Annotated in this window: 19 protein-coding genes; 13 read left to right on the plus strand and 6 right to left on the minus strand. The window is 49.4% G+C overall.

Going from position 1 to position 16,112, the window contains the following annotated elements:
• The first annotated feature begins 76 nt into the window (after positions 1-76).
• Together FD01_RS07045 and clpX are read left to right on the plus strand one after the other, a co-directional pair.
• Positions 77-1,060 (plus strand): choloylglycine hydrolase family protein, encoded by a 984-nt coding sequence (locus FD01_RS07045; RefSeq protein ID WP_054715826.1) that lies wholly within the window; start codon positions 77-79, stop codon positions 1,058-1,060.
• Between the two features lie 162 nt (positions 1,061-1,222).
• Complete coding sequence (gene clpX / locus FD01_RS07050) at positions 1,223-2,476, plus strand: ATP-dependent Clp protease ATP-binding subunit ClpX (RefSeq protein WP_054715824.1); 1,254 nt, start codon at positions 1,223-1,225, stop codon at positions 2,474-2,476.
• Between the two features lie 34 nt (positions 2,477-2,510).
• On the opposite strand, the gene FD01_RS07055 is transcribed toward clpX, so the two are convergent.
• Complete coding sequence (locus tag FD01_RS07055) at positions 2,511-2,807, minus strand: hypothetical protein (RefSeq protein WP_054715820.1); 297 nt, start codon at positions 2,805-2,807, stop codon at positions 2,511-2,513.
• A 130-nt stretch (positions 2,808-2,937) separates the two neighbouring features.
• Between FD01_RS07055 and yihA the strand changes: the two genes are divergently transcribed.
• Positions 2,938-3,537 (plus strand): ribosome biogenesis GTP-binding protein YihA/YsxC, encoded by a 600-nt coding sequence (gene yihA, locus FD01_RS07060; RefSeq protein ID WP_054715817.1) that lies wholly within the window; start codon positions 2,938-2,940, stop codon positions 3,535-3,537.
• On the plus strand, positions 3,537-3,824 hold the full coding sequence (locus FD01_RS07065) for a nucleoside triphosphate pyrophosphohydrolase family protein (protein WP_054715814.1): 288 nt from the start codon (positions 3,537-3,539) through the stop codon (positions 3,822-3,824). The genes yihA and FD01_RS07065 overlap by 1 nt, the downstream gene beginning before the upstream one ends.
• 91 nt (positions 3,825-3,915) lie before the next feature.
• On the opposite strand, the gene FD01_RS16375 is transcribed toward FD01_RS07065, so the two are convergent.
• A complete protein-coding gene (locus tag FD01_RS16375; protein WP_164480464.1) occupies positions 3,916-4,086 on the minus strand; it encodes an SPJ_0845 family protein in 171 nt (56 codons plus the stop codon).
• 100 nt (positions 4,087-4,186) lie between these two features.
• Between FD01_RS16375 and FD01_RS07070 the strand changes: the two genes are divergently transcribed.
• The 8 genes from FD01_RS07070 (at position 4,187) to FD01_RS07105 (ending at position 10,496) form a co-directional block, all read left to right on the plus strand.
• Positions 4,187-4,642, plus strand: a complete 456-nt coding sequence (locus tag FD01_RS07070; protein WP_225436150.1) for a GNAT family N-acetyltransferase — start codon at positions 4,187-4,189, stop codon at positions 4,640-4,642.
• Positions 4,643-4,744: 102 nt separating this feature from the next.
• The gene (folB, locus tag FD01_RS07075; protein ID WP_082611752.1) at positions 4,745-5,101 is read left to right on the plus strand and encodes a dihydroneopterin aldolase; all 357 of its coding nucleotides are present in this window, start codon (positions 4,745-4,747) and stop codon (positions 5,099-5,101) included.
• Entirely contained in the window at positions 5,094-5,585 is a 492-nt protein-coding gene (gene folK, locus FD01_RS07080) for a 2-amino-4-hydroxy-6-hydroxymethyldihydropteridine diphosphokinase (protein ID WP_054715810.1), read from the plus strand. Before folB ends, folK begins: the two co-directional genes overlap by 8 nt.
• A complete protein-coding gene (folE, locus tag FD01_RS07085) occupies positions 5,585-6,160 on the plus strand; it encodes a GTP cyclohydrolase I FolE (RefSeq protein WP_054715808.1) in 576 nt (191 codons plus the stop codon). The genes folK and folE overlap by 1 nt, the downstream gene beginning before the upstream one ends.
• The gene (locus tag FD01_RS07090; protein WP_054715805.1) at positions 6,147-7,406 is read left to right on the plus strand and encodes a bifunctional folylpolyglutamate synthase/dihydrofolate synthase; all 1,260 of its coding nucleotides are present in this window, start codon (positions 6,147-6,149) and stop codon (positions 7,404-7,406) included. The genes folE and FD01_RS07090 overlap by 14 nt, the downstream gene beginning before the upstream one ends.
• Positions 7,403-7,945: a non-canonical purine NTP pyrophosphatase gene (locus tag FD01_RS07095; RefSeq protein ID WP_054715802.1), complete on the plus strand. Its 543-nt coding sequence runs from the start codon at positions 7,403-7,405 to the stop codon at positions 7,943-7,945. Before FD01_RS07090 ends, FD01_RS07095 begins: the two co-directional genes overlap by 4 nt.
• 24 nt (positions 7,946-7,969) lie before the next feature.
• Positions 7,970-9,088, plus strand: a complete 1,119-nt coding sequence (folP, locus tag FD01_RS07100; protein WP_054715799.1) for a dihydropteroate synthase — start codon at positions 7,970-7,972, stop codon at positions 9,086-9,088.
• A 136-nt stretch (positions 9,089-9,224) separates the two neighbouring features.
• Positions 9,225-10,496: a hypothetical protein gene (locus FD01_RS07105; RefSeq protein WP_056963444.1), complete on the plus strand. Its 1,272-nt coding sequence runs from the start codon at positions 9,225-9,227 to the stop codon at positions 10,494-10,496.
• Positions 10,497-10,548: 52 nt separating this feature from the next.
• Here the strand turns inward: FD01_RS07105 and FD01_RS07110 are convergent, their stop codons facing one another.
• The 4 genes from FD01_RS07110 to FD01_RS07125 all read right to left on the minus strand — a co-directional run bounded on the left by FD01_RS07110 (position 10,549) and on the right by FD01_RS07125 (position 13,991).
• On the minus strand, positions 10,549-11,925 hold the full coding sequence (locus FD01_RS07110; RefSeq protein WP_056963446.1) for an APC family permease: 1,377 nt from the start codon (positions 11,923-11,925) through the stop codon (positions 10,549-10,551).
• Positions 11,926-11,944: 19 nt separating this feature from the next.
• On the minus strand, positions 11,945-12,598 hold the full coding sequence (locus FD01_RS07115) for a lysophospholipid acyltransferase family protein (protein ID WP_054715790.1): 654 nt from the start codon (positions 12,596-12,598) through the stop codon (positions 11,945-11,947).
• A 75-nt stretch (positions 12,599-12,673) separates the two neighbouring features.
• A complete protein-coding gene (locus tag FD01_RS07120; protein ID WP_054715787.1) occupies positions 12,674-13,690 on the minus strand; it encodes an NADP-dependent oxidoreductase in 1,017 nt (338 codons plus the stop codon).
• The gene (locus FD01_RS07125; RefSeq protein ID WP_056963448.1) at positions 13,683-13,991 is read right to left on the minus strand and encodes an ArsR/SmtB family transcription factor; all 309 of its coding nucleotides are present in this window, start codon (positions 13,989-13,991) and stop codon (positions 13,683-13,685) included. The genes FD01_RS07120 and FD01_RS07125 overlap by 8 nt, the downstream gene beginning before the upstream one ends.
• Positions 13,992-14,135: 144 nt before the next feature.
• On the opposite strand from FD01_RS07125, the gene FD01_RS07130 reads away from it, so the two are divergent.
• Positions 14,136-16,091, plus strand: a complete 1,956-nt coding sequence (locus FD01_RS07130) for an elongation factor G (protein WP_056963450.1) — start codon at positions 14,136-14,138, stop codon at positions 16,089-16,091.
• The last annotated feature ends 21 nt before the right edge of the window (positions 16,092-16,112 follow it).

The following is a 16,112-nucleotide window of genomic DNA, read 5'->3' on the forward strand; positions in this document are numbered from 1 at the left end:
AAATGTTTGCGACTTTTTGCTTACATCCGTCAACACTTTAGCGCTATACTTAAAAGACTAGACAGGAGTGTTGGCAATGTGCACAAGTTTTACATATGAAGATGCAGACAAGAACTGGTACTTATCCCGGACGATGGACTTTGAAGCTGAACTTAGTGGTCGACCCGTTGTGATCCCAAGAAATTATCACTTTAATTCCACAGTGACTGCTGAAGGCTTCGCCGGCCAATATGGGTTTGGTGGTGCTGGGCGTGACCTCGGCGGCTATTTTGTGGTCGACGGCGTCAATGAAGCCGGCCTTGGCGCTGCGACGTTGTATCTCGAAGAATCTAATTACTCTGAAAAACCCCTCGCAGACCATGTCAACTTAGGCAGTCCAGAAGTGGTGCCTTATTTGTTAGGCCATTACGCGAGTGTCGCTGAAGTTAAAGCCGCAGTCGCGCAATTAAACGTGGTTGCGGTCCCGAATCCCTTTATGAAAATCGTCGTCCCATTGCACTGGGTCGTTGCCGACAAAACTGGGGCCATGATCGTGTTGGAGCAAACTGGTAACGGTTTGGAATATTTCGATGACCCGGCTGGCGTAATGACGAACTCACCACAATTTCCTTGGCATTTACTCAACTTGAATCAATACCCACATTTGCGGCCAACAATCGAAGCCTCAACGCAATATGGGGATGTCAAAGCCACCGGTTTTGGCGCAGGCACTGGGGCCATGGGGTTGCCAGGCGATTATACCTCACCATCGCGTTTTGTTCGCATGGCCTACCTCAGACAAAATGCCGAGCAAGTCAGTGGTGAAGCCAACGTGATCAACACCTTGAGCCATCTCACCAGTTCGGTCAATATTCCCAAAGGCGAGAAATTGATGGCCAATGGTGGCAGTGACTATACGCAATACCGCGGTTATATGAGTTTAAATACTGGCCATTATTATTTCCAACCTTACCAAGACCAAACCATTTATGAGATTACGCTGAGCGAGGATTTATTGAATGCCAAAGATGCTCACGAGTACCCAGTGGCACAAGCCCAACAGATCAACGTTTTGAACTAACGGACAAGCCCCGCAATGTATGGCTGAAAATAACTTGCAAAAAGAAAGTCGATTCTGATTGCAAGGTTTTTGTCACTATGTTAGGCTAGACCAGTCCAATCACTATGCAGGCGGTGTCTGTTTTGGTATGATTGACTTATCAAGAAGGGGTTGAATACTACTATGTTTGACAACGTTGAAACCACGGGTCCGGTAACCTGCAGCTTTTGTGGGAAATCCCAAGATCAAGTGAAGAAGATCGTTGCTGGCCCTGGCGTATATATTTGTAACGAATGCATTGAGTTATGTAAACAAATCATCGATGAAGAGTTCAAAGAAGATGCCTACCAGAACCTGTTAGAAGTACCTAAGCCAATTGAGATCTTAAACATCTTAAATGACTATGTGATCGGCCAAGATGCCGCTAAGCGTGCCTTAGCCGTGGCGGTTTATAACCACTATAAGCGCGTCAACCAAATGGAAGTCGCTGACAAAGACGATACCGAACTGCAAAAGTCCAACATCGCCTTAGTCGGCCCCACTGGTTCCGGGAAAACGTTCCTGGCGCAATCTTTGGCTCGCATTTTGAATGTGCCATTTGCCATCGCTGATGCCACCACGCTCACTGAAGCTGGGTATGTCGGCGAAGACGTGGAAAACATTTTATTGAAGCTGTTGCAAGCAGCCGATTATGATGTGGAACGCGCGCAAAAAGGGATCATCTATATCGATGAAATCGATAAGATCGCCAAGAAATCTGAAAATGTGTCCATCACCCGTGATGTTTCTGGTGAAGGCGTCCAACAAGCTTTGCTTAAAATCTTGGAAGGCACCATCGCCAATGTCCCACCGCAGGGCGGACGTAAGCATCCTCAACAAGAATTCATCCAAATCGACACCACGAACATTTTGTTCATTGTCGGCGGGGCTTTTGATGGCATTGAAACCATCGTGAAAAACCGGATGGGCGATAAGACCATTGGTTTTGGCGCATCAGCACCAGAAGCCGGTTATGACCCAGACAAGTCCGTGATGCAACAAATCGTGCCTGAAGATTTGATGAAGTTTGGGATCATTCCAGAATTCATCGGCCGTATCCCGATCATCGCCGCACTTGAGAAGCTGACCGAAGACGACTTGGTTCACATTTTGACCGAACCAAAGAACGCTTTAGTCAAGCAATATCAAAAGCTGTTGAGCTTGGATCACACCGAACTTGAATTCACCAACCCAGCCTTGCATGCGATCGCACATAAAGCCATCGTTCGCGATACTGGTGCGCGTGGGTTGCGTTCGATCATCGAAGCCGTGATGCAAGACTTGATGTTTGATCTGCCAAGCCGTCCAGAAGTGACCAAGGCCATTGTGACCAAGGCTGCCGTTGAAGGCAAAGGCAAACCAGAATTAGTCGTGAAGGATTCTCGCGAAGCTTCATAGCCTAACAAATAAGAGTTGAGGTGATTCCTCAGCTCTATTTTTGTGGGGTGCGGCGGCTGAGCATCAACATGCCTGTCAGCCACAAGAAACCAGAAAATGTCGCCGTCACGAAAAACCAATTATCATAAGCAGTCATCACATTCCAATCGCGTAAAATACCGGTGCCGCCAACAAACAAAGCTTGCACGAACGTCAACAAGGTTTGGCACACGAAATAACTGGCGGTTAACCAGATTTTTCGCGGTAACCACACCCCAATGATCGTGAAGCCGAGTTGCACCACTGTGAGTAAGCTGGCCATTAAAAACAGCCAAGGGGTCAATTCTGTCATGATAGCCTCCTTCGTGTCTAGACAAGGTAACATGCTTTGGCCACTTTTGCAAATCGTTGTGGTTTTGTAATAGGGTGCTCGGTGTTTTCGTGATACACTATTTGAGTTAGATAAGGAGGGATCCGATAATATGAAGATCCACAACGTTGACCTGACCATTTCAGCGGTCAGTGCCAAGCAATACCCAGATACCGGCTTTCCAGAAATCGCCTTTGTCGGCCGCAGTAACGTCGGCAAGTCCAGCTTGATCAATCGCTTGATTGACCGCAAAGCGATGGCCCGCACGTCCAGTGTGCCTGGGAAGACCCAAACGCTTAATTTTTATATTCTTGAAGACATGTTGTATTTTGTCGATGTGCCAGGCTACGGCTTTGCCAAAGTCTCTAAAGCCGATCGCGCAAAATTTGCCGCAATGATCGAAGAATACCTCACCACGCGCAAGCAGTTGCATGGTGCCGTGTTGTTAGTCGATGCGCGTCATGAGCCAAGCGAAGACGACGTGTCGATGTATCAATATTTGAAATACTTCCACATTAAAACTTTAGTCGTCGGCACCAAAGTCGACAAAACCAGTCGCGCCAAGCGCAATCAAGTGATCCGCACCATTAAGCAGACCCTTGATTTGAACCAAACTGACGACTTGATTTTGTTCTCTGCTGAAACTGGCGAAGGCAAACCGCAAGTGTGGAAATGGTTGGAACAAACTGCAGGCATTGAGGAGGCAGACTAGTGGAATTAAATGACTATCAAAAAGAAGCCAACAAAACGCTTGCTGGCAACGAACATGTATTGACGAACTTGGCGTTAGGCTTGGCCTCAGATTCTGGCTTAGTGGTCAGCCAAATCAAAAAGTATACCTTCCAAGGCGCTGATCTTGATCACGACGCTTTAGAAAAGAAAATGGGTGACGTGCTTTGGTATCTCTCCCAAATCGCTTTGTGGGCGAACATCGACCTTGATGACGTCGCCAAAACCAACTTGGAAACCTTGGCCAAGATGTATCCGCAACGCAACTAAAATCAATTGATGACCTCGGATGGACTAACCATTCAAGGTTTTTGTTTACAAAAAAACCGACTTGCGCTGAGCAAATCGGTCGAAAAGTGATTTATTTCGTGGTTTTAGGTTCTGTGTCGCCTTTGGCAGCGGCTTGATCGGCCTTTTTCTTCGGGTCGTCAGTCATGGGAATGTTGACTTGTTTGTCACGCTCTTTGGGCATGGTGGCAAACTTGTCAAACATTTCATTGAGATCATTTTGGGCGTTGATATGCAGTGCCATGTTGACACCTCCTGTTTTTTGTTAGTATAGCACGCAAGCCTCGAAGTGGCAAAAAGTCTAAACCTGTGGTACGCTGGCGAAAACTAATGGAGGATCTCTGATGACGATTTCGATTCGAGAAGCCACGATCGCCGACATTCAAGCCATCTTGCCTTTGGTCGATGGCTATTATGCATCCAGCCCTGTCCCACATGTCCCAGATCATGAAAAATTAATTCAACGCCTCACCACCTTGATCCAACCTGACAACCATTTCGGCGGGTTATTGGTGGCTGACCGCGATGGTGAATTAGCCGGTTTTGCCTTTTTATATTATCGCTTTGATAAACGGGCCTTGACGCCAGTGGTGGACTTAAATGATTTGTATGTGGATCCCAATGCCCGCCGACTTGGGATCGCTAGGCAGTTGATGACAGCGACTTTTGAGTGGGCCAAACAACATGGCGCCAATCAAGTGACCTGGATGACGCGCACGACGAATATCAACGCCCAACACTTGTATGATCAAGTAGGTGAGCGGGAATCCGGCTGGCTGCATTATGGCCACAAACTGTAACCCGAACATTAATCGCCGAGATAACGTTTTCATCGGGTGTTGTGCTAGTCCACGTCTGTCATCCACGGTATAATAGAAGCATTATGTTAGCGGAGGGCGAAAATGGGCGCGATTCGAATCAAAAATATGCAATTTCATACGTACAACGGGGTGTTTGCTGAGGAACAAAAACTCGGCCAACGCCTACAAGTGGATATCGAGCTGCGTTTGCCGATCGAAACCCAAGTGTTACACGACGATCTCAATGAAACCATCGATTATGGTGCGGTTTATCAAGCCATCAATGATTTTGTCACCACACATCACTATCAGTTGATCGAAATGTTGGCCAATCAATTGCTCAAACATCTTACCGAACAATTTGACGTGTCCGGCATCACCTTGACCATTCGCAAAGGCGCAGTGCCGATCGCCGGCATTTTTGATGCGGTGGAAATCGAGGTGTCCACGGATGACTGAAGCGTACATCGGTTTAGGCGCGAATTTAGGTGATCGGTTCCACAACTTACATCAAGCGGTGCAATTGCTGGATGAAACCCCGAAAGTACAAGTGGTGCGCCAGTCTTTGGTGTATGAAACCCAACCAGTCGGCGATGTGCCGCAAGATGATTATCTCAATCAGGTGGTTGTGGTGGAAACTGAACTTAATCCGCAAGCCTTACTGCAACGCCTGCATGACATCGAAGCCGCCTTGCACCGTCAACGCATCGTCCGCTGGGGGCCGCGCAGTGTGGATCTGGATCTACTGGTGTATGGTGATGTCCATATGCAATCACCGGAATTGACTTTACCGCATCCAGAATTGGCCAACCGCCGTTTTGTGTTAGTGCCACTGCTTGAAGTGATCGACAAAGCGCACGCCACTTGGATCGCCGAGTTGTTGATGCACACGCTTGATCACAACTGGGTGCGCCCATATTCTCAAGAGAAAGAAGAACTTTGATGGATCAACAACGAATTGAAAACGCCGTGCGGGAATTACTGGATGCCGTGGGCGAAGATACCACGCGTCCTGGCTTGATCGAAACGCCTGAACGGGTGGCGCGCATGTATCAAGAAGTGTTTGGCTCTTTGGATAAACCCGCGGATTTCAAAGACTACAAGGTCTTTGAAACCACTGAAGATCCAGGCTTGGTGATGGTGCAACAGATCCCATTTTATTCCATGTGCGAGCATCACTTATTACCATTCTTTGGTCATGTCACTATCGGTTATATGCCGAGTCACAAACGTATCATTGGCTTAAGCAAACTTGGCCGGTTAGTGGATTTTGTCGCGCGGCGTCCTAGTGTCCAAGAAGTGTTGACCACCAGTATTGCCGATCAACTCCAACGCGTGCTTGACCCCAAAGGCATTGCAGTTTCTGTGACCGCGCGGCATATGTGTATGGAAATGCGCGGGATCAATCGCGGTGACTTGTTTACTTATACGTCACGTTATACCGGTGTGTTCAAAACGGATCTCGCATTACGCCAAGAATTCCAACAGGAGGCCCAACACCGCAATGGCAACCGCTGATTACCAGACTTTGCGCACTCATATGGACCATCGGATGCTGGCAGCGGATCCCAGTCGTGTCCAAGCCTTAGCTGAGGTCTTGCATCAAATCGGCGACCCAGACCGCGCGTATCGTGTGATCCACATCGCCGGCACCAATGGCAAAGGCTCAACTGGCGCGTTTTTGGCCCAAGCGTTGCAAAATGCCGGCCATCGGGTGGGCCATTTTGCGTCACCAGCGATTCATAACGAATTAGACCAAACCAAAATTGGTCCGCAAAGTATTTCGGCGGATGAATACGCTGAACTCATGAGTCAAATCATGAGGCAAGCGGCATTAGATGTCGATGCGTTCACCGATTTTGAGTGGGACGTGTTGGTGACCTTGAAATGGTTTGCGACTGCGCAATGTGATTGGATCGTGCTTGAAGCCGGCTTAGGTGGCGCAACCGATGCGACGAACGCGATTGCCGCGCCAGATTTAGCCGTGTTTACACACATTGCCTTGGATCATACCGCGATTTTAGGCGATACCATCGAAAAAATTGCAGAAAATAAAGCGCAGATCATTAAACCAGGCACTCAAGTCGTCGTGGCCAGTCATCAAACCCCAGAAGCATTGGCAGTGATTCAACAAGTCGCGAAAGCTCATCAGGCAGCCGGTGTGCTCGATGCCAGTAACGTTTCCTTGACGCCAGTTGCCACCACTTGGTCCGGCACGCAGGTGAAACTTGCCAATGGTGATGGAGCTTTGATCAAAATGCTTGGCGCCTTTCAAGTGGCGAATGCCCAAACTGCCATTGCTGCTGGTCAGTGGTTAGTTGAACACGAGGCGTTGTCCGATCTCAACCAAGTCCTTGATGCCTTGAAAGTGGTGCAACTCCCTGGCCGGATGCAAGTGATCCAACATGACCCAACCGTGATGGTCGATGCCGGTCATAATCCTGACGCGTTTCCGCAGGCATTGGCTCAGATTCGCGAATTATTGCCAGTCGGGGGTCGGTTGTTATTGGTGGCAGGCTTTTTGAAAGATAAAGCCGTTGACCAATTGGCCAAAGTGGCGCAAACTGCAGATCACGTGTGGGTCACGACGCCAAAACATCCGACCCGCGCATTGGCTGGTGAGGTTTTGCAAACCATGATCCCAGGTTCAGAATTGGTACCTGATGTGCAAGCCGGACGTGATGCGGCAGTGTCCTTGGCCAAACCAGGGGATGTGGTGTTAGTCGCGGGGTCGTTTTATTTGATCGGAGGATTGTTGCCGTGACTGAATTTTTAATTGCCACCCATAACCGCGGCAAGTTCAAAGAAATTGCCGATTTGTTAGCCAGTTATGGTCACACGGCGCAAATGATTACCGAATCAATGCCGGCAGAAGGCGATGATGATTTGTTGACGAACGCCACGGTCAAAGCGCAAGCGGCGCATCAATTCCATCCTGAAGCCTATGTGCTCGGAGATGATTCCGGGTTGTTTGTCAGCGGTCATCCTGAATTATTCGGAGTGCACACTGCCAGACAACTGCCGCGCCATGAAACCAATGCCGCCTTGTTAGCCAAAGTCCCAGCACATACTGCGGTGGTCTTGCGATCGGTGTTGGTGTTGATCAGTCCCAGCAATCAAGTCCAAAGTGCGACTGGCAGTTTGGACGCGACTTTAGCTGATGCGCCTCAAGGCCAAACCGGGACTGGCTTTGATCAAATTTTAATTCCTGACGGTGAAGCGATGACCTTGGCGCAAATGCCGATCGCGATTCGCAGTGCTTATTTGCCAAGGCGGCGGGCTTTGGCGCAATTGTTTGCTTAACCCCAACATTTTGAGGAGGCTATTATGAAAATTTCTGAATTTGAAATTCCCACTGGTCATACATTAGCAGAACAAAATCTTTACGCCACCGCGCAGCGTCAACGTATGGTGGGGTTGGCCTTTCATCCCCAAGCCGAGGAATCTGAACGACTGCAAGCAATGTTAGCACATTTTGATCTCGTGGTCGTCGATGACCAAGCTTTAGTCCCGATCACTGCGCTGACGCCTATGACTCAAGCGTTTGAACAAGCCGGGGATGAAGAAGCCGTGGCTGACCTCAACGCCATTCATGACGCGCACCGCGTGTACTGGCAAGCAGGCCGCTTCAAATTTGATGTCACGGAAACGCCATTGATCTATGGCATTTTGAACGTGTCGCCAGATTCGTTTTATGATGGTGGGCGCTTTGTCGCCTTTGATGATATGCGCGCGCAAGTTTCCAAAATGGTTGACGCTGGCGTGGATGTGATCGAAGTCGGTGGCCAAACGACTCGGCCCGGGTTCACTGAAATCGACGCCGATACGGAATGGCAACGCGTCGGGCCGGTAATTGATTTCTTAACCACCAATTTCCCACAAGTGCCACTGGCCATCGACACCTACAAATATTCAGTGATGCAACGAGCCATCGATGCAGGCGTGGACATTATCAACGATGTGAATGCGTTTGTCGATGATCCGCAAAAACTGCCGCTATTGGCGAAATCAAACGTCGGCTTGTTGACGATGCACAGCAATCGCGATGTGGAATATACGGATCTTTCAACAGAAATGCTGGCGTTTTTCACCAAGAACTTACAAGCCCTTGAGGACGCAGGCATCGCGCGCGAACGCATCGCGTTAGATCAAGGCATCGGCTACGCGAAAGTCGCAGATGGTCAACAAGATTACACCATGATGCGCAATATCGAGTTGCTCAACGCCTTCAAGCGGCCGTTGATGGTGGCCATTTCGCGCAAAGGCTTTGGTGCCCAGTTGTTCAACTTGCCCAAAGATGATCGTTTGGCCGTGACCTTGATCGCAGAATCTGCCATGTTCTTGCGCGGCGGTAACATTTTGCGGGTGCATGACATTGTCGAAACTGTCCAATTACGCAAAATGCTCCAAGTGATCGAGTCGGCTTATTGGCTCCCGCAAGTTTAAATCTTCAGAAAAAAGTTCCGAAACGTCAATGTTTTCGGAATTTTTTTTGTGCTTTGACGGCATCATGACAATAAATTAGGTCACCAGGTGTTCAGCCGATATAATTAAAGTATCTGAATGGAAATGAGGCGAGTGGATGAGACACGACTTAGATGATGCCGTGGAGAAAAACCTAGCAATTTTCCGTGAGGAGCCCGAATATTCCGCCTTGAGCACCTTATACTCCGTGCAAGTGATCGACATGACCTTGTCGGCTTTTGTGCTAGTCGTCAGCTCTGCCACCGATCAGCCACCCACTGATTGGGGCGATATAGACTTAATTTTGTCCGCATTGGCGTTACAGCTGCCAATTGAAAGTCACAAAAATAGAACTTTTATGATCGACAGTGTCTATTTACGCTGGTTGTTGCCGACCCGCGTGGACCTTGACGCCGGCTTGAAAAAAATGATCCAAGATCAACGCATTCGCCTGCCACATTTAGGCTTGGTGATCCCGCAGCTCAAGCGCGACCAGTTGAGTCCGTGGCACCAAGCGCGGTTGCAAATGAGTTGGGAAGCCTTTTTACAATTGCGCAAGCCCTTGACCATCGAAGGCGTTGAGGCCAAGTTCGCCCACCGCGTGGATGAGGCCTTGGTGGCCAAGATGTACTTGGAAGGTCGCCAAGTGGTGCAGCGCTTCACGCCAGAAGTCCTGCAGCATGTGTTATTAGGGGACATGATTTTTGAGGCGCACTTTTTGCCAAGCGAGTACCCGGCGGTTTTGAATTACTTGGCGGCGTTATTTGAACAGCTGCCAATTCCGCAAGCACCGAGTTTGGTTGCCGTGATTGCTAAGGTGCGCCCGTATGTCATTCGCGCCGTGCATGACAAAAAATGGTTCACAGCAGATAAGCAAACCTGGATCGTCCGCCAAAATCGCTTGCGCCAACCGCAGCACTTGTTGACCTTGCGCGAGTTGGCACAACGGCGTGGCATTAATGTCACTGGTACCCCTGAGCGTTGGCAAGTCAGCTTTGACTCTGTTGAAGCCGTTGACCATATCACTGACGCCGGCCAGACGCGCTGGCATGCCAACAATGCAGGGCGCGCGCGCAAAGTGTTGTTACCAGTCGTACAGAAACTACCAGTGGATCAGTTACCAGGACGGATCAATTTGCCCACGGCGATCGCCAGTGCCGCATTGTTAGGCGATTTGATGTACGCCAGACACTTGCAACCGCTGCGGTATTGGAACGCGGAGGCGTTTGAGGAAGTTTTGTTGACCATCACGCATCCGTTGCACACGCATACAAAAGTTGATTTCTGTCAGTTCGTCCGCTTGTTGTTGGCGCGGCTACATGATACTTGGTCTGAATCGCAATCCCAAGCCTTGGTGGCCGTGGTCGATGAATTATTAACCAATGACTGAAAAAAGTCCTGACTTTGATGACGTTGCTCATCAAAATCAGGACTTTTCAATGTTATGGTTTGGCGTGGCGGAAGCCGTATGCAAAGTAAACGACCATCCCAAAGGCAAACCAGATCAAGCTCATGATCCACGTTTCAGCACTTAATTGACTCATCAACAACAAGCAGAACAAGAAGCTGATGATCGGCACGACTGGATAGCCTGGGACTTTAAAGCCGGCATTGTCGATTTTTTCATGCTTGCGCAGCGGAATAATGCCGATGGAAACAAACGCAAAGGCGATCAGCGTGCCGATATTGACTAAGTTGACTAACTGCGTCAATGGCACTAGGCCACCCATGACAGCGATGATCAAGGTCACCGTCCATAAGGCGTTCAGGGGGAGTTGATGCGTCACTTTACCAAACCAGCGTGGCAACAAGCGGTCACGGCCGATGGCATAAACCAAGCGACTGGAGGAATAAATCATCGTGACCATCATGGTGAACATCCCAGCCAGTGCGCCTAAAGCAATGATGCCAGAGAGTTTCGGCTGATGGATCACGTTTAAGGCAAAGGATACTGGGTCAGCCACATCTAAGCGGGTGTATTTGACGATCCCAGTTAAGACGATCGCGACTAACACGTACAAAATCGTGGCGACAATCAAGGTGCCGATGATGCCACGCGGCAAAGTTTTCTGTGGTTTCTTTACTTCAGGTGCCGAAGCGGATACCGCATCAAAGCCCAGATAAGCGAAGAACACCGTCGAGGCCCCAGCTAAAATGCCTTTGGTCCCGAATGGTAAGTAAGGATGCCAGTTAGCCGGCTTGATGTAAAAGGCCCCAACTAACACGAATAAAATGATGATGCCTAACTTCACCACGACCATCGCGCGGTTGACGGCCATGGAAGTTTGCATACCGCGCGATAACATCAACCCGATCAACAACACCACGATCACGGCGACTAAATTGATGTAAGTCCCATGCGCCGGATCAAAAGCACCAGTGATGGCTTTTGGAATATGCAAGCCAAACCCGCCGATGAAACTTTGAAAATAGGCGGCAAAGCTGGTGGACACGGCAGCGACCGCTAACATATATTCCAAAATCAAAGCCCAGCCGATGATCCAGCCAAAAATTTGCCCGAACACGATATTGCCGTATGCGTATGCAGAGCCAGCGACTGGTAGCGCTGAAGCGAATTCTGCATAACACATCGCAGCCAGTGAACACACCACTGCAGCTAAGATAAAGGCTAAGGTGATCGCTGGGCCAGAAGTGGTTGCTGCGACTGTTCCTGGAAGAATGAAGATCCCAGTGCCGATCACCGCGCCGATGCCTAACGCGATCAAGTCGCGGGTGGTCAAGGTGCGGGCCAATTGATGGTCGGCGTTTAACGTTTGATCAAGATCCGGTTTTGCCACAAGGCGCTGCCAAAAACTCATGAGAATGAAGACTCCTTTTTTATTTCAGCTTACCTGAGGCTTTTTCAGCGAGGTATTTGCTTTGGTCTGGCACATATTTGAAATTGGGATCGATTTCTTTGTCGAGCTGGTCAAACGCCGCTTGCATTTGATCGCCGATTTGTGCAGTCACGTCATCAGTCAACTTGCCAGCAGGCACTGTGATCGGTTCCCCAAAGCGCACCGTGACGCGCTTGCGTTTAAACAAACTGGAGAATTTCACTGGGCCTTGATAAACGGCAGGCACGATCGGCACCTTGGCCAGTTTTGCGATCAACATCGCGCCACCTTTGAGTTCAGAGGAATAGCGCGTGCCACTTGGGAAAATGATCACCCCAAGGTCTTGTTTTTTGAGCATTTTGACTGGCGTTTTGATCACAGATGGACCAGGATGCGCCCGATCGACGCCAAACGCATTGGCATGGACCAAGATCCAGCGCAAAATTGGGTTATGGAACAACTCTTGTTTGGCCATGAATCCAAATTTTCGCGGTGAAGCTGCCACAGCAAAATATATGGGATCCCACCAAGTACGATGGGGGCCGACTAAGACGTAAGGGCCGTCAGGTAAAACTTCTTTATTTTCGTAATGGGCGTTGCCGTTGATCACCAGTAAGATGAATCGCGCGACGACGCGAATAAATGAATAGAACATTTGCTTGCTCCCTTCCAAGGCAGATAGCCGAAACAATTATACCATGCCGTAAACTATGGCGCTAATTTCTCAACCTCAATGATTGATCACGACTTTACCTTGGGCGTGACCGGCTTCGACGTGATCCAGCGCCGCTTGGGTATCTGCGAATGTGAAGGTGCGATCGATCGGCATTTGGATTTGGTGGGCTTGCATCAACTCAGTAAGCGTTTGGAGCTGTTGGCCGCTGGATTTGACTAACATGAATCGATACCAGACGTGATGCTTTTGGGCCAGTCGGTCGACCTTGGCACTCGCCAGTTTTAAAATCACGCGCTTGAACGCATTCAAATGGAAGTATTCGCCTTGATCAGCCACAAATTGCGGGTCTGGCATCGCATTTAATGAAACGATGCGACCATTTGCTTTCACCAAATCAAAGCTTGCAATCAAATCTTGGCCGCCGCGCGTATCAAAAACCGCATCAAACTGAGGTTGTTTGGATAACGCTTGGTCGTCATGATAATCCAGCACCACCTCTGCACCAAGGGCTCGTAAGCGCGTGAAGTTTTTGGGGCTAGCGGTGGTGGTCACACGTGCGCCTAATGCTTTGGCCAAGGGAATGGCAATACTGCCGATCCCGCCAGAGCCACCAGGGATCAATACGGATTGACCAGGTTTAAGTTGTAAGTAGTCGTGTAAAGCTTGATAACTGGTCAACCCCACTAATGGCAAAGCTGCGGCTTGTTCAAACGACCAGTCAGTTGGAATTTCAGCAATATATTTTGTGCGCACACAAATAAAGTCGGCAAAACTGCCAATGTGCCAGTCATCGAGCTTACCAAACACCCGTTGACCGACTTTAAAATCAGTGACTGCACTGCCAACTGCGGTGATGATACCGGCAAAGTCGTGCCCAGTTGGTGCCGGATGCTTTTCTGGTAACAAGAAGCGCAAGTCGCCGTTACGTTTCTTGATGTCGACGGGATTGACGGCAGCAGCTTTGATTTCAACTAAGACTTCGCCAGGTTTTGGCGTTGGCACAGAGATTTGGTGTTTGGTGAGCGGGTGTTTGCCGAAGCGGTCAAACATAAAACTGGTCATATTAGGCATGTTGCGCCTCCTTTAAGGCATCGAGTAAGTGTTGCATGGCATCCAGTTGGGTAAAGACGCTTGGATAGTAATAATGTTTGGTGCCCACTTTTTCCATCCGGACCAATTGAGCGTCGCGCAAGATTTTTAAGTGATGGGAGACGGCAGGGCGTGATAAGGCGACGGCTTGGGTCAAGTCGCCAACGCGCATACCAGTGTCGCAGCCATTTTCTAACATGGCTGAAATGATGGCTTGGCGACTCGGATCTCCTAAGGCGACGAGGATGGGTTGGGCTGATTGAAATTGCGTGAGTAAAGTCATAAGTTCCTCCGTTTAAGCTGATGAACCGATGATACGCTTTTAAGCTTGGGTGTGCCATATCGGGAAAGAAATTCGAGACGGTTGGCACATTTCACGTCACGGCGTTACTATATTAATAGAAGAAAAACGAATTCGAGGAACAAGATGAAAACTTTTGGGATCGTCGCGCATGTGGATGCCGGCAAAACCACGCTATCAGAAGCGTTGCTTTATCAAAGCGGACAATTGCGAACGCTCGGCCGCGTGGATAATCAGGATACTTTTTTAGATCCAGACGCCTTGGAACAAGCGCGGGGCATCACGATTTTTTCTCACGCCGCGCAATTTAACTTAGGCGATACGCCGGCGACATTGTTGGATACACCGGGACATTTGGATTTCGCCGCGCAAGTGGAACAAGTGCTTGATGTGTTAGACTATGCGATTTTAGTGGTGGCAGGCAATGCCCCGCTATCTGGCCATACGCGCACCTTGTGGCAACTCTTAAAAAAATATCAAGTGCCGACGTTTATTTTCGTCAATAAAATGGATGCCATCGGTGCCGATGCGGAGCAGACGTTAGCCAGTTTGCAAACCGACCTTGATGCCGGATGTTTGCCATTGAGAAACTTGGATGATGACACCAAAGAAGCCATCGCGGTGTTAGATGATGACATCCTCCAAGATTATTTGGAATCCGGTGAATTATCGACTGAAACGATTCAGAATTTGATCGCGCACCGGCAATTGTTCCCAGTGTATTTTGGCGCGGCGTTGAAACTTGATGGCGTGTCTGACTTGCTTGAAGGCTTGTCCACTTACACCATCGAAACGCCAGCGTTACCAGATTTTTCCGCGCGCGTGTTCAAAATTACCGATGACCAAGGTGTGCGGTTGACTTGGTTGCGGATTTTAGGCGGGCAATTGGTGCCTAAGCAAATGCTAGGTGACGAGCAGATCAACCAGTTGCGGGTGTACAATGGGACGAAATTCACGATTGCCAACCAAGTCGCGCCTGGTGAAGTTTGTGCGATCCCAAATCTCCAAAACACCCATGCTGGGATGGGGCTGGGCAGCTTGCCTGATGCGCCAAGTCCGATATTGCAACCCGTGTTGAGCTATGCATTAGATCCTTTGGAAGAAGATTTACATGCCTGCTTGCAAGCGATGGAAGAACTCGGGGATGAAGATCCACAACTGCATGTCACTTGGTCGAAAACGTTGCAAGAGATTCGCTTACAAGTGATGGGTCCGATCCAAATTGAAATCTTGACCGCGTTGTTGCATGACCGCTTCAACTTAACGGTCAAGTTTGTCGCTGGTGGCGTCTTGTATCGCGAAACCGTCGATCAAGTTGTCGAAGGCGTTGGCCATTTTGAACCCTTGCGGCATTATTCAGAAGTGCATTTGCGCATCGCCCCTGGCAAATTAGGCAGCGGGTTGGTGTTTGACAGTGCGTGTTCGCCAGATGTGTTGACGCAAAACTTCCAACATCAAATTTTAACGGCACTGCAAGCTAAAACACAACTCGGCGTTTTGATTGGCGCACCATTGACCGATGTGCATGTGACCTTGATTTCAGGGCGCGCCAGTGTCAAACATTCCGTTGGCGGTGATTTCAGACAAGCAGCTTGGCGGGCATTGCGGCAAGGGCTAATGATGTTACGCGATTCTGGTGACGTGTTATTAGAGCCTTGGTATCGCTTTGAACTCGTGGTGCCAACCGAAAGCATTGGCCGAGCGATGACGGATATTCAACGCATGCAAGGTGAATTTGGCCAGCCGGAACAAAATGGCGAGCTGACGCGCTTGACTGGCACTGCCCCAGTCAGTGAAATGCAAGATTATGCCACGGAGTTACGCAGTTATGCGCATGGTTTAGGGCAATTGAGTTTGGTGCCTGATGGGTATCGACCGGCGCATGATATGGATTCGGTGGTTGCAACGCGTGGTTATGACCCTAAAGCTGATTTGGATAATACGCCGGATTCAGTGTTTTGTGCGCATGGTGCTGGTTATCCTGTGGCTTGGGATGACGTGCCAGCGATGGCGCATGTGCCTTATCTGTCAACAGAAGCGCTACAACAACCTGGATTATTCACCTCGGTATTTGGGACATGAAATCGCATCTGGCCGGTCTGA

Source organism: Lacticaseibacillus manihotivorans DSM 13343 = JCM 12514 (assembly GCF_001435035.1).
Taxonomy (GTDB): domain Bacteria; phylum Bacillota; class Bacilli; order Lactobacillales; family Lactobacillaceae; genus Lacticaseibacillus; species Lacticaseibacillus manihotivorans.

Coding starts and splice junctions, on each gene's coding strand:
- FD01_RS07045 (WP_054715826.1), top strand. CDS start 77: ATGTGCACAAGTTTTACATATGAAGATGCAGACAAGAACTGGTACTTA.
- clpX (WP_054715824.1), top strand. CDS start 1,223: ATGTTTGACAACGTTGAAACCACGGGTCCGGTAACCTGCAGCTTTTGT.
- FD01_RS07055 (WP_054715820.1), bottom strand. CDS start 2,807: ATGACAGAATTGACCCCTTGGCTGTTTTTAATGGCCAGCTTACTCACA.
- yihA (WP_054715817.1), top strand. CDS start 2,938: ATGAAGATCCACAACGTTGACCTGACCATTTCAGCGGTCAGTGCCAAG.
- FD01_RS16375 (WP_164480464.1), bottom strand. CDS start 4,086: ATGGCACTGCATATCAACGCCCAAAATGATCTCAATGAAATGTTTGAC.
- FD01_RS07070 (WP_225436150.1), top strand. CDS start 4,187: ATGACGATTTCGATTCGAGAAGCCACGATCGCCGACATTCAAGCCATC.
- folB (WP_082611752.1), top strand. CDS start 4,745: ATGGGCGCGATTCGAATCAAAAATATGCAATTTCATACGTACAACGGG.
- folK (WP_054715810.1), top strand. CDS start 5,094: ATGACTGAAGCGTACATCGGTTTAGGCGCGAATTTAGGTGATCGGTTC.
- folE (WP_054715808.1), top strand. CDS start 5,585: ATGGATCAACAACGAATTGAAAACGCCGTGCGGGAATTACTGGATGCC.
- FD01_RS07090 (WP_054715805.1), top strand. CDS start 6,147: ATGGCAACCGCTGATTACCAGACTTTGCGCACTCATATGGACCATCGG.
- folP (WP_054715799.1), top strand. CDS start 7,970: ATGAAAATTTCTGAATTTGAAATTCCCACTGGTCATACATTAGCAGAA.
- FD01_RS07105 (WP_056963444.1), top strand. CDS start 9,225: ATGAGACACGACTTAGATGATGCCGTGGAGAAAAACCTAGCAATTTTC.
- FD01_RS07110 (WP_056963446.1), bottom strand. CDS start 11,925: ATGAGTTTTTGGCAGCGCCTTGTGGCAAAACCGGATCTTGATCAAACG.
- FD01_RS07115 (WP_054715790.1), bottom strand. CDS start 12,598: ATGTTCTATTCATTTATTCGCGTCGTCGCGCGATTCATCTTACTGGTG.
- FD01_RS07120 (WP_054715787.1), bottom strand. CDS start 13,690: ATGCCTAATATGACCAGTTTTATGTTTGACCGCTTCGGCAAACACCCG.
- FD01_RS07125 (WP_056963448.1), bottom strand. CDS start 13,991: ATGACTTTACTCACGCAATTTCAATCAGCCCAACCCATCCTCGTCGCC.
- FD01_RS07130 (WP_056963450.1), top strand. CDS start 14,136: ATGAAAACTTTTGGGATCGTCGCGCATGTGGATGCCGGCAAAACCACG.